Origin of the sequence: Capnocytophaga sp. H2931 (assembly GCF_002302535.1) — a bacterium.
Classification (GTDB): Bacteria; Bacteroidota; Bacteroidia; order Flavobacteriales; family Flavobacteriaceae; genus Capnocytophaga; species Capnocytophaga canis.
This window is the reverse complement of sequence record NZ_CP022381.1, coordinates 854,008-866,677: the sequence shown is the minus strand read 5'-3', so window position 1 is coordinate 866,677 and position 12,670 is coordinate 854,008. Positions and strand designations below refer to the sequence as shown.

9 protein-coding genes are annotated in these 12,670 nt (G+C 36.9%); 7 read left to right on the top strand and 2 right to left on the bottom strand.

Going from position 1 to position 12,670, the window contains the following annotated elements; all coding sequences use genetic code 11:
- Position 1 precedes the first annotated feature (1 nt).
- From CGC52_RS03645 to ftsZ, 3 genes are all read left to right on the top strand, one after another.
- Positions 2-730, top strand: coding sequence for a cell division protein FtsQ/DivIB (locus tag CGC52_RS03645; protein WP_232751835.1), 729 nt, complete (start codon positions 2-4; stop codon positions 728-730).
- 133 nt (positions 731-863) lie between these two features.
- Positions 864-2,285 carry a cell division protein FtsA gene (ftsA, locus tag CGC52_RS03640; protein ID WP_095894437.1) on the top strand — a complete coding sequence of 474 codons (1,422 nt, stop codon included), beginning with the start codon at positions 864-866 and terminating at the stop codon, positions 2,283-2,285.
- Between the two features lie 18 nt (positions 2,286-2,303).
- Complete coding sequence (gene ftsZ, locus CGC52_RS03635; RefSeq protein WP_095893453.1) at positions 2,304-4,076, top strand: cell division protein FtsZ; 1,773 nt, start codon at positions 2,304-2,306, stop codon at positions 4,074-4,076.
- Positions 4,077-4,167: 91 nt separating this feature from the next.
- Here ftsZ and folE read toward each other — a convergent pair whose 3' ends face one another.
- Together folE and CGC52_RS03625 are read right to left on the bottom strand one after the other, a co-directional pair.
- A complete protein-coding gene (gene folE, locus CGC52_RS03630) occupies positions 4,168-4,842 on the bottom strand; it encodes a GTP cyclohydrolase I FolE (RefSeq protein WP_042007550.1) in 675 nt (224 codons plus the stop codon).
- Positions 4,843-4,912: 70 nt separating this feature from the next.
- Complete coding sequence (locus tag CGC52_RS03625; RefSeq protein WP_042007611.1) at positions 4,913-5,971, bottom strand: 3-oxoacyl-ACP synthase III family protein; 1,059 nt, start codon at positions 5,969-5,971, stop codon at positions 4,913-4,915.
- Positions 5,972-6,350: 379 nt separating this feature from the next.
- On the opposite strand from CGC52_RS03625, the gene CGC52_RS03620 reads away from it, so the two are divergent.
- The 4 genes from CGC52_RS03620 (at position 6,351) to CGC52_RS03605 (ending at position 12,666) form a co-directional block, all read left to right on the top strand.
- Positions 6,351-9,194: a pitrilysin family protein gene (locus CGC52_RS03620; protein ID WP_095893452.1), complete on the top strand. Its 2,844-nt coding sequence runs from the start codon at positions 6,351-6,353 to the stop codon at positions 9,192-9,194.
- A gap of 126 nt (positions 9,195-9,320) precedes the next feature.
- Entirely contained in the window at positions 9,321-9,719 is a 399-nt protein-coding gene (locus CGC52_RS03615) for a hypothetical protein (RefSeq protein WP_042009545.1), read from the top strand.
- Between the two features lie 55 nt (positions 9,720-9,774).
- On the top strand, positions 9,775-11,949 hold the full coding sequence (locus tag CGC52_RS03610) for a S46 family peptidase (protein WP_095893451.1): 2,175 nt from the start codon (positions 9,775-9,777) through the stop codon (positions 11,947-11,949).
- Positions 11,950-12,099: 150 nt separating this feature from the next.
- Positions 12,100-12,666 (top strand): M20/M25/M40 family metallo-hydrolase, encoded by a 567-nt coding sequence (locus tag CGC52_RS03605; protein ID WP_157909098.1) that lies wholly within the window; start codon positions 12,100-12,102, stop codon positions 12,664-12,666.
- Positions 12,667-12,670: the final 4 nt, after the last annotated feature.

The window sequence follows — 12,670 nt, the reverse complement described above, 5'->3', positions numbered from 1 at the left end:
TATGGGCATAGGAACAAAGATGAAACTTAAACTAAGTAAAATAAATAAATTACTGATAATCATTCTGTTACCGCTATTTTTGCAAATTTTTGCTTCAATGCGACATGCTAATCGGTCAGTGAAAGAAGTCAATGTCAATCATTTAAGTGATGAGCAGTTTGTTACAGATGAATCTATACGGCGGATTTTACTCAAAGATCCACAGGCGCTTACGCCATTGCAATTAGTAGATTTGAAAGACTTAGAAGAAACCTTGAATAATCACCAAATGATTGAAAAAGCTGAAGTATTTTACACCATTGATGGAGTGTTAGAGGCTACGGTAAAACAACGACAGCCCATAGCCCGGATTTACGAAAATGGTGCTTTTTCCTATATGGATAGTCAAGGGAAATTAATGCCTTTATCCAATATTTATTCAGCAAGAGTACCTTTGGTGTACGGAAACGCTCAGAAATTTTGGGAAACTACCTATCAGCTGGTACAATTTATAAAAAAAGATGATTTTCTAACCAAAAACATTACCGAAATCAAAGTCACAAACAAAGGGGATTATCATTTTCGATTAAGAATACCTAATTTCGTAGTTATTTTTGGGAAATATGAGAATATTGAACAAAAAAAGGCAAATCTGAAAGCTTTTTATCGACAGATGGAGAAAGATGATAGGTTAAATGATTATAAAATTGTTAATTTAAAATATGCAAATCAAGTGGTTTGCACAAAATAATTATTTATCTTTGCAAAAAATTATTTTCTTGCGTAAAAAAATATTCCTACATTTGGGGATTAGAAAATAATATGGAAAAGACTTTAAAATAGAGAAAAAGGCTAAAAGACTCATTATCAATATGAAAAATGCTTTGAACGATAAAAAATATTATGTAGGTTTAGATATTGGCACCACCAAGATTGTCGCTATGGTTGGGACAAGAAATGAATATGGAAAAATTCAAATTTTGGGCTATGGACAATCAAAAAGCGATGGAATAACGAAAGGGGTTGTTCAGAATATCATTAAAACCACACAATCCATTTTAGAGGCTATCGCTGATGCTAAAACCAAAACTGGTTTGGAAGATATTCAAGATGTGATGGTTGGTATTGCAGGGCAACATATTTTGAGTCGCTCTCACAGTGATTATATCATCCGTCCAGATGCCGATAAATTGATAGATATTGATGATTTGGAGCAATTAAAACAGCAAGTTTATCGGATTGGACTAACTCCAGGTCAACGTATCATTCATGTGTTACCCCAAGAATATCGGGTAGATGATCAGGAACCAACGTCCGATCCCATCGGAATGATTGGCTCTCGGCTGGACGCTTCCTTTCATTTGGTAATTGGACAGGTAAGCTCCTCTACGAACATAGAACGTTGTGTGACATCTTCAGGACTTAATGTTGTTGATCTTACGTTGGAACCGTTAGCTTCTGCTGAAGCTGTTTTGACGGAAGAAGAAAAAGATGTAGGAGTAGCATTGGTAGACATTGGAGGAGGTACCACAGATGTGGCAATCTTCAAGGACGGAATCATACGCCATACCGCTGTAATACCTCTGGGAGGAAATATCATAACAGAAGATATTAAGGAAGGATGTGCTATCCTTAGTAGACAAGCGGAAAAACTCAAAGTCGAATTTGGTTCTGCTTGGCCAGGGGAGAATAGAGATAATGAGATTGTCGCCATTTCTGGAATTATAGGAAGAGAACCTAAAGAAATATCTCTGAAAAACTTATCCAAAATTATTCATGCGCGTGTAAGCGAAATTATCGGGATGGTTTATAACGTGATTAAAAATTATGGTCACGAAGAAAATAAGAAAAAACTCATCGCAGGGATTGTACTCACAGGAGGAGGAAGCCAGTTAAAGCACATCGTTCAACTAACGGAATACATCACGGGTATGGACGTTCGTATCGGTTATCCAAATCAACATTTGACCAGTAAACCCGATGCTAAAATAAGTTCTCCGGTTTATGCTACATCTATAGGGTTGGTTATGAGTGCTATAGCTCATGAATCCGAAAAATTGATCATGCAACAACTCGAAGAGAAGAAAAAGCAAGAAGCTGAGGAAAAAGAACGAGAGCAAGAGGCCTTAAAAGAACAAGTGAAACAAGCACAATTGAGGGTTGCTCTGGATTCGGAGGAAGTTAGAAAGGAAGAGGAAGCTCCAAAAGAAAAATCTGGAGGATTTTGGGGACGTGTAAGAAATCTCAAAGATAAAATGGATAGTTTTTTTAGTGAAGACTATGACGACGACAAAGATTATAAGTAAAGTGGAAAACGAACAATTATGAATACAAACGATACGGATAAAGATTTAGGATTATTTGATTTACCCAAGGGAAAAAGCAATGTAATCAAAGTGATTGGTGTTGGCGGAGGTGGATGTAATGCCGTGAATCACATGTTCTTAGAAGGAATCAAAGGCGTGGATTATGTGGTTTGCAACACCGATGCTCAGGCTCTTGAAAATAGTCCTGTTACCAATAAAATTCAATTAGGAGTTACTTTAACAGAAGGATTGGGAGCAGGGGCTGACCCAACCATAGGAGAAAAAGCTGCTGAAGAAAGTTTAGAAGAAATAAGCAAGGTGTTGGAAAACAATACTAAAATGGTTTTTATTACCGCAGGAATGGGAGGAGGAACTGGAACAGGAGCGGCTCCCATCATTGCTCGAAAATCCAAAGAATTAGGAATACTCACCGTAGGGATTGTCACTTCTCCTTTCATTTATGAAGGGTTAAAGCGAAGCCGACAAGCCAAAGCAGGAATTGAAAAACTGCGTGAGAATGTTGACTCCTTGATTGTGATTAACAATAACAAACTCACTGAAATCTATGGTGATATGGGAATTACCGAAGGTTTAGCAAAGGCTGATGAGGTATTGATGAAAGGCGCAAAAGGAATGGCAGAGGTAATCAGTAAGCACTACACACTAAATATAGATTTGCGTGATGCTAACACAGTCCTCAAAAATGGAGGAACTGCCATCATGGGGTCTGCCATTGGTGAAGGAGAAAATAGAGCATTTCAAGCTATTGAAGGGGCTTTGAATTCTCCTCTCTTGAACGATAATAAAATCACGGGAGCAAAAAATGCTTTGGTTCTCATTGTTTCGGGGTCAAAAGAAGCTACCACACGTGAGGTTGAGGAAATTAACTATTATATTCAAGATCAGGCAGGTGATGATATGGCCGACATCATCATGGGAGTAGGAAAGGACGATAGTTTGGGAGAAGCTCTTTCTGTAACAGTTATCGCAACAGGGTTTGATGCTGACCAACAACGTGAAATAGTGAGTTCTGAAACCAAAAAAGTAATCCATGTGCTTGATGAAACAAAACCAGTAGTTCATGACTTAACGGAGAGAAAAACGGTTCCCGTAGTCGATACTACTTGGGCAAAACCAGCTACCCATGAAGCTCCAAAAGCTCCTCAAAATCAGAGTGCGATTACTTCTATGGTCGACCTTTTTAATATTTGGGTGAGTCAGGAACTTGTTCTTCCAGAAGAAAAATTTACAATCATAGAAAAACCACAGGTTGCGAATAGACCACAGCAACACATGCAATCAGGGCAATCATCACGTGCTGTAGAGTCAACTAAAAAACAAGATTCTTCAGAAAGAATTGTACATCAGTTGGGTGATACTGAAGAAAATCAGCCTCGTAATTTCACAACCAAGGCTCACATAACTACTTCAGGAGAGATTCGCCATTCTTTAAATGACTATATGGAGTTAGAAGAAACTCTTACTCAAGCGCATCCTTCGGAAGTTTCTGATAATGAAGTTATTCTGTATAAAAGAGTGGAGCCTTTAAGCGAAGCGGGACAGCAAATGGATATGTTTACTGAGAGTGAGAGCAACGATCCTTTCAATAATCCCATTCCTGCAAATATCATGAAAACTCGTTCAAATCGCCTACAAGATTATAACTATAAGTTTAACACATCCAATTATACGGATAGTAATTCTCATTCAAGAACTTCTATCAGTAGAGACAGTTCGGGGGAGATTCAATTCAGAAAAAATAATTCGTTTTTACACGATAATGTAGATTAGCGATAAGATTTCTATACATAAACTAAACGAGGCTACCGAATATATTTCAGGTAGCCTCGTTTATTTGGTAGGACGTTATGCCTAAATTAAGCTAAAATCGTGTTTCTAATTTAATGTATTCTAAAAATTCTTTTCGAATCTGTGGGTCTTTGAATTTTCCGCCAAATTCTGCTGTCACAGTGCTACTTTCAATATCTTTAATACCTCGCGAATTGACGCAGAGGTGTTTCGCGTCAATCACACAAGCTACGTCTTCCGTACCCAAAGCTTGTTGCATTTCTTGAACAATTTGCATAGTCAAACGTTCCTGAACTTGCGGACGCTTTGCGTAATATTCTACTATACGATTCATTTTTGATAGTCCGATAACTCGACCATTTGAGATATATCCCACATGGGCTCGACCAATAATCGGCAACAAATGGTGTTCACAGGTAGAGTAAACTACAATGTTTTTTTCTACTAACATTTCACCGTATTTGTAGCTGTTGTCAAAGGTTGAAGCCGATGGTTTTCGGTCAGGATGCAATCCGCCAAATATTTCTTTTACAAACATTTTTGCTACTCGTTTTGGGGTTCCTCGCAGACTGTCATCATCCAGATCCAATCCTAAGGTGTGCATGATTTCACGTACATTTTTTTCAATTGCATCAATTTTTTCAGAATCTGATTTGTCGAAAGCATCGTTTCGTAAAGGTGTTTTTGCCGATGTACATACGTGGTTATCACCTAAAATATCTTCTTCAGAATTGTGTTTGTCAATCATTTCTAAAATATTAAACTTATGTTTTAAAACCGCAAATATAATCTTTTTCTCCCGATATATCTTTATTTTTCTAAAATTGATATACAAAAGCGTTGATGTTCATTCCTGCTCCAACCGAGGCAAACAATACTACGTCCCCTTTATTAATCCGATGTTCATCCAGTTCTCCTTTCATAATCATTGCCAGTAGCGAAGGTATTGTAGCTACGCTGTTATTACCTAATTTGTGAATCACCATGGGCATGACATTCTCAGGGGCATGTAAATTGTAGAGTTGATAGAAACGATTCACGATGGCTTCGTCCATTTTTTCGTTTGCTTGATGGATGATTATTTTTTTTAACTGTTCAATACTAAAGCCACTTTTGTCGAAACACTCTTTCATTGCTTGTGGCACGTTCGATAGTGCAAATTCATAGATTTTTCGTCCGTTCATTTTAATATATCGTACTGAAGGACAGCTATCTGTGTTATATGATTTTCCGAAAAATAGATAGTCTTTTTCTTTAGCAGTGAACGAGGCTGAAAGATGTGATTTCAATCCTGCGTTGTCATCACTGAATTCAATAACGGCCGCTCCAGCTCCGTCGGCATAGATCATAGTGTCACGATCATGGATATCCACCACGCGTGAAAGAGTTTCTGCTCCGATGACCAAACAACGCTTCGCGATTCCAGCCTTGATAAATGCATTAGCATGAATCATACCTTCTACCCACCCTGGACAACCAAAAATGAGATCATATGCCACACATGAACTATTCTCAATTCCCAATTTATGTTTTACTCGTGCTGCTAAACTTGGCAACATATCCGATTGAATGGTTCCGAAAGCTACGTCTCCAAAATTATGAGCAAAGATGATATAATCCAGCGTATTCGGGTCTATTTTTGCGTTTTCAATAGCTTCTTTTGCTGCAAGAAACCCTAAGTCAGATGTGTTTTGCTCTTTCTCTGCATAGCGTCTTTCCTCAATCCCTGTGATTTCTTTAAGTTTGTTTGCTATTGTAGAGTTGTCTTGTTTCAAGATATTTCCGCGTTCATCTAAAAAAAGGTAGCTATCGAAAAATACGTTGGTGATAGTTTGGGTGGGAATATAGTTTCCTACGCCTATAATTTTTGTTGCCATTTCAATAAACACTCTCTTCCATAAATCCCCTTCGTTAGGGAATCTCGTAAAGTGAACCACAAAAGTACTCATTAAATAAAAGCAACGTTGTTTTTTTAACGAAATTTATGAACTTTAATCAGGTACTTCCACGAATGTTCATAGTTAGCCATGTCTGTGAATCATTTTGTATCAAAATAATACCGTGTATGAATCCCGTTGATACTTAAAATCAATTTTATATATTCCTGATAAAAAACGATTCAAAACATTGTTTTTCTGTATGTTATATATTTATCTTTGTCACTTAACATGTTGTATTTAAAAATATTAGACAAAACATATAATATTCTTAAAAAAAATTGTAGCTTTGCTATTTTAATTTTAACATATTAATTTTATGAAAATCATAAGAGGTTTAGCAGTAGCTTTATTGCTTCCTGCTTTGTTGCAAACCACTATGGCAACAACCAAATTGGAAGAGCAGCATATTTCGGTGAAAGATTCCGTTTCTTTCAAAAAGCCACTTCCTTTTGATAATGAAGTGAAGGTAGGGAAATTACCTAATGGATTCCAGTATTTTATCCGTAAGAATGTTGAGCCTAAGAATCGTGTTACGATGTATTTGGCTGTGAAAGTAGGCTCGATTTTAGAAACTGAATCCCAATTAGGATTAGCTCACTTTTTGGAACATATGAACTTCAATGGCTTGAAGCATTTCCCTAAGAATGAATTGGTAAACTATTTGCAAAAAGTAGGAGTACGTTTTGGAAGCGATTTGAACGCTTACACAGGTTTTGATCAAACGGTTTATCAATTGCCCATTCCTTCGGATGACCCCGAAATATTGAAGAATGGATTGCAAGTGATGCGTGATTGGGCTCAAGACGCACTACTTACTGCTGAGGAAATTGACAAAGAAAGAGGTGTAGTACTGGAGGAAATGCGTGGAGGTCGTGGAGCGATGCAACGTATGCGGGATAAGTTCTTACCATTGATGTTCAATAATTCTCGTTACGCCAACCGTTTGCCAATCGGAACTGAACCTATTATTACTAATTTCCCATATGAGGAGTTGCGCAAGTTTCATAGAGATTGGTATCGTCCTGATTTGCAGTCTATAATAATTGTGGGAGATATTGATGTAAACCAAATAGAGAATGAGGTAAAACGGCTGTTTTCGGACATGAAAGAGAATCCTAATGCACCTAAACGTGAGAAGTATGAAGTGCCTTTTCTAAATAAAAATCAGTTTTTAACAGTTACCGATCCTGAAATGACTGCCGTAGTTACTCAGATGTTTATCAAACATCCGAAGACTAATATCAAAACTGAGGGAGATTACCGTAAATCATTATTAAAAGCGGTTTATAGCCGAATGATTAATAATCGTTTGAGTGAACTTCGCCAAAGTGCCAATCCACCGTTTTTATCGGGAACAATTTCTATTAGTGACTTCTTGGCAAATATGCAAACCTTCGGAGCTTCGATGGTTAGTAAACCAAATGAATATGAAGTTGGGTTTAAAGCTATTCTTCGTGAGTTGGAGCGTGTGCAACGCTTTGGTTTTACGCAGACTGAGCTTGACCGTGCCATCGCTTCTATCAGTAAAGGTAACGAAACAGCGTATATTGAGCGAGATAAAAAGAAATCCGATGAGTACGTAAACCGTTATTTGAACTATTTCTTGGAGGACGCTCCTGCGTTAAGCAATGAGGATTCATATAACATTACCAAGAGATTGTTACCAACATTAACATTGAAAGAAGTTGTTGCTTTAACAAAAGAATATTATACGGATGTAAATCGCGACATTATTATTTTGGCTCCTGATAGCCAAAAAAATTCGCTCCCAACAGAAGCTCAAATTAATCAATGGATTGCTGAGGTTGAGGCAGAGAAAGTAACTGCATATGAGGATAAAGTTTCTGATTTACCATTATTAGCAAAACAACCTGTTAAAGGAAGTATCGTAGCAGAGAAGAACTTGACAAAAGTTGCTGCTAAGGAATTGACTTTGAGTAACGGAGTTAAAGTAGTATTGAAACCAACAACTTTCAAAAACGACCAGATTCTCATCAATGCGTTTAGTCCAGGGGGAACTAATATGTATGCTGATAAAGACTACCATTCAAGCAGTTACGCTAGTAGCTTAGTAGGACAAAGTGGTGTTGGTCAAATGAACGCTATTGAACTCAAAAAATATTTGACAGGTAAAAATGTGCATGTAGGAACTTACATTGGTGAGCGAGAGGAAGGCGTTTCAGCTTTCTCTGACAAAGAGGGATTGAAAACAACTTTTGAGCTTATTTATGGGTATTTCACTGAGCCTCGTATTGATGAAGACATTTTCCAAGGAACGTTAGCAAATGTCATTTCAGGGATGTCTAACAGAGAAAATGATCCTAATTTTGTTTTCAGACGTGACATCACTAATAAGCTCTACAAAGGAAATATTCGCCGTGTACCTAATACGGAGGAAGATATTAAATCAATCTCCAAAGACAGAGCCTTGAATATCTACAAAGACCGTTTTGCAGATGCTTCCGATTTTGTGTTTGTTATCGTAGGTTCGTTCGATGAGAAGGATATCCGTCCGTTGTTGGAAGAATATATTGCCTCATTACCAAGTTTAAAACGTAATGAAAAAACACCAGATTTAGGCATCTATGAGCCTAAAAAAGGATTTAACTTAGTTACTAATAAAGGTAAAGAAGAGAAAGCTTTAGCAAATTTGAGATACTACGGTGATTTCAAATACGATGTGCAAGAAGTGTTGAATATGCAAGCTCTTCAAAGTGTTTTGACCATAAAACTTATAGAACGACTACGCGAAGATGAAGGAGGAGTGTATGGAACAGGAGCTCGTATCAATACATCTAAATATCCAAAAGGACGTTATAACGTGTCAATCACCATTGGGACAGGTACTGAAAAATACCGTCACTTAATCAACTTAGCATTGGAAGAAGTTGAGAAAATCAAGAAAAATGGGCCTTCACAAGCTGATTTGGATAAATTCAAAATAGAAGTACAACGCCAAAATGAGCTTATGGTAAAAGAAAACGGTTTTTGGCAAGGGCTTTTGTCGGGAGCGTATCGCAACCAGCAACCCATAGAAACTCCAGAAGAAATATTGAAACGTTTGGATAAAGTCAATATAAAATCGGTTCAAAAAGTAGCTCAAAAATACTTGAAAAAAGACCAATTATTTGAGTTTATATTACTTCCAGATGCGAAATAATCGCTTTTGAGAAATAGGAAGAGGCTATCTGATAAGATTTTCAGGTAGCCTTTCTTGTTTCCTAAAAAATCATTTGCATACCTGTCAAAAAAATATTATCTTTGGCTTCATCTAAAATAATATTCAATGAAACCAAAAATACCACTTTTAGGAATTGTAATCACCGTATTGATTTTTATCTCGGTGATGATGTTTGGATTACCAGTTTACAACGTGTGGCAACAAGAAATGGCTGGTAAGGCTGAAATGGCAAAAGCCGAACAAAACCGAAAAATTCTTATTGAAGAAGCCAAAGCTCGATTGGAAGCCGAAAAACTTAACGCTCAGGCCGAAATTGAGAGAGCAAGAGGTATGGCAGAGGCAATGAAAATCGAAAACGGAACGCTCAATTCGGTCTATAATCAGTATTTGTTTATCCGAACGCTCGAAAAATTGGCAGACAAAGGCAATCTTCCGCAAATTATTTATATGCCTTCCGAAGGATTAGTTCCCGTGATGGATGTAACAAAACATGAAATTAAATAATACATTAAAAATTATCTCAACATAAATATTTTAATAAATAATCGATTAATTGACAATGAAATACGTAAAACTTTTATTACTACTTTGCTCGGTTTCGCTTTATGCACAACAGGGCGGAATGTGGATTCCTTCACTTTTGGAGGGAATGAATGAAGAAGAAATGAAATCGCTGGGAATGAGAATGTCTGTTTCTGATATTTATTCCGTGAATAAATCAAGTTTGAAAGATGCCGTGCCACATTTTAACAATGGATGTACCTCTGAAATGATTTCCGCACAAGGGCTACTATTGACGAACCATCACTGTGGATATGGACAAATACAATCACATTCAACTCTTAAAAACGATTATCTTGCAGATGGATTTTGGGCAATGAGCAAATCAGAAGAACTTCCCAACCCAGGAACAGTTGCTACGTTTATCATTCGTATTGAAGATGTTACTGAGAAAATATTGAAAGGAACTGAAAATGTTTCTTCTGAAAGTGATAAATCTAATGTTATTGAAAAAAAAATCGCTGAATTGGTAAAAACGTCACCCAAAGAGGCGTGGCAGGAAAATCGCGTACGGGCATTTTACAACGGAAATCAATATCTATTGTTCGTTGTTGAAGTGTTTAAGGACGTTCGTTTGGTGGGGGCTCCGCCGTCTTCTATCGGAAAGTTTGGTTCTGACACCGATAATTGGCTATATCCCCGACATACAGGCGATTTTGCCCTTTTCCGTATCTATGCCGATAAAAATAATCGTCCCGCGGAATATTCTAAAGACAATGTGCCGTACAGACCTAAACACTTCTTCCCAATTTCGTTGGACGGCATTTCTGAGGATGATTTTACCATGGTTTTCGGTTACCCAGGGCGTACGCAGGAATATTTACCGTCGGTTGCTGTGGAACAAATCATCAATGTGGTGAATCCTGCTCGTATTGGAATTCGTGATGTGGTGTTGAAAGTACAAGACGGCTATATGCGTAAAGACCAAGCTATTAAGATTAAATATGCTTCTAAATACGCACGAGTGGCAAACTATTGGAAAAAATGGATTGGCGAGAGCCAAGGTCTGAAAAAATCAAACGCCGTTGCTATAAAACAACAGCAAGAGGCTATTTTTGTAAAAAACATCGAAAAAGATAAAAAAACTGAAGAATATGGAGCTATTTTGCCTGAATTCTCTAAAAAATATAAAGCATTTGAACCTTATTCATTGTCAAATGAATTGTTTAATGAGTTGATGCTAAGAAATATAGATTTCTTAACCAATGGATATCGTATGTATCAACTACAGCTGATTTTAGAAAAAAGAGGGCAACAATCTTTTAATGATAGAAAGAAAAATCTGTTAGAAACATTCAAAAATGTATTCAAAGACTACGAAAAAGTGGTAGACAGAGATGTTTTTGAAAAAGCCATCGTTTTCTATGCTGAAAATATGCCAAAGCAGTTTTTGGTAGAGAACCTACGTTCCTTTGACTCTAAAAAACTAGCGGATGAGCTTTATGGAAATTCATTTTTGGCATCTTATGAGGAAATTGAGAAAGTACTTTCGCTTTCACCACAAGATTTTGCCCAAAAGCTCAAAGATGATAAAGGAATGCAGTTTGTAACGCTTATGGCGGAAAATTATGTGAATAATGTATTACCTACTTACCAAAAATTGGATGCAGAAATTCAAGCGTTGCAACGTACGTATATGAAAGCCATTTTGGAGTTTTCAAAGCCTGAGGATAGAATTTTCCCTGATGCAAATAGTACATTGCGTGTCACTTACGGAAAAGTAAAAGGATATGCCCCTGCCGATGCGGTATATTATAGCCCTGTGACCTATTTGGAAGGTGTGATGGAAAAATACGTTCCGAACGATTACGAATTTGATGTTCCGCAGAAATTACGTGACTTGTATGAGAAGAAAGATTTTGGAGCTTACGCCGACAAGAACGGAAAAATGCCTGTTTGCTTCATCGCTACCAATCACACCACAGGCGGAAATTCGGGAAGTCCTGCTATTGATGCACACGGAAATCTCATCGGACTTAATTTCGACCGCGTTTGGGAAGGTACAATGAGCGATATTCATTACGACCCTGAAATTTGTCGTAATATTATGGTGGATATTCGTTATGTTCTATTCATTATCGATAAATATGCAGGAGCAAAACACCTCATTGACGAGATGAAATTGGTACATCCGAAAAAGAAAAATTCTTCTAAAAAATCGAAACGAAAATAAATCATAGGGACAAATCAAGTTTTGTCCCTACTCAATCCATAAGATTTAATTATGATTAAAAGTAAATTAGTGTTATTTTTTCTATTTTTTGTAATTTTTGGTTGTAGTTCATTGAAAAATACACAGACAAAAATTAAAAATCAGATTTCTTTGACAGAAACAGAACGAATAGTGTCTGTTCTTGCTTCAGATTCGCTTCAAGGTCGTTATCCTTTTAGTGAAACTTACGAAAAATCGATGTCTTTTGTAGAAAACTTTATGAAAAGTAATAAAATAAAGCCTTTTTATAAAGAAACGTATCGTGATGTGCTTATCCAAGGGTCAAAATCAGCAAATATTGTAGGACTTATTGGGGATTACGACCGAAATAAAGAACATATTATCATCGGAGCTCATTTAGATCATTTGGGAGTTTCAGAAGATACCTCGCAAAGAGATACGATTTTCAACGGGGCAAATGATAATGCTACGGGAGTTACGGCTGTGTTACTTGTTGCTAAAGAGTTGGCAAAACATACCTTTGATAAAAATGTAATTGTTGCTATTTTTACAGAAGAAGAACTTGGTTTGGTTGGAGCGAATCATTTGGCAAATCGATTGAAGAAAGAAAAAGTAAATGTTTCGTATGTCCTTAATTATGAAATGATTGGTGTTCCGATGTTAATTGGAGAAGATAAAGTGTATGTGACGGGATATAAAAAATCGGTCGTGTTTTAAAAAG

What these genes read in the sequence shown, in the direction of transcription:
- CGC52_RS03645 (WP_232751835.1), top strand. Translation starts at nt 2, where the DNA reads ATGGGCATAGGAACAAAGATGAAACTTAAACTAAGTAAAATAAATAAA.
- ftsZ (WP_095893453.1), top strand. Translation starts at nt 2,304, where the DNA reads ATGAATACAAACGATACGGATAAAGATTTAGGATTATTTGATTTACCC.
- folE (WP_042007550.1), bottom strand. Translation starts at nt 4,842, where the DNA reads ATGATTGACAAACACAATTCTGAAGAAGATATTTTAGGTGATAACCAC.
- CGC52_RS03625 (WP_042007611.1), bottom strand. Translation starts at nt 5,971, where the DNA reads ATGGCAACAAAAATTATAGGCGTAGGAAACTATATTCCCACCCAAACT.
- CGC52_RS03620 (WP_095893452.1), top strand. Translation starts at nt 6,351, where the DNA reads ATGAAAATCATAAGAGGTTTAGCAGTAGCTTTATTGCTTCCTGCTTTG.
- CGC52_RS03615 (WP_042009545.1), top strand. Translation starts at nt 9,321, where the DNA reads ATGAAACCAAAAATACCACTTTTAGGAATTGTAATCACCGTATTGATT.
- CGC52_RS03610 (WP_095893451.1), top strand. Translation starts at nt 9,775, where the DNA reads ATGAAATACGTAAAACTTTTATTACTACTTTGCTCGGTTTCGCTTTAT.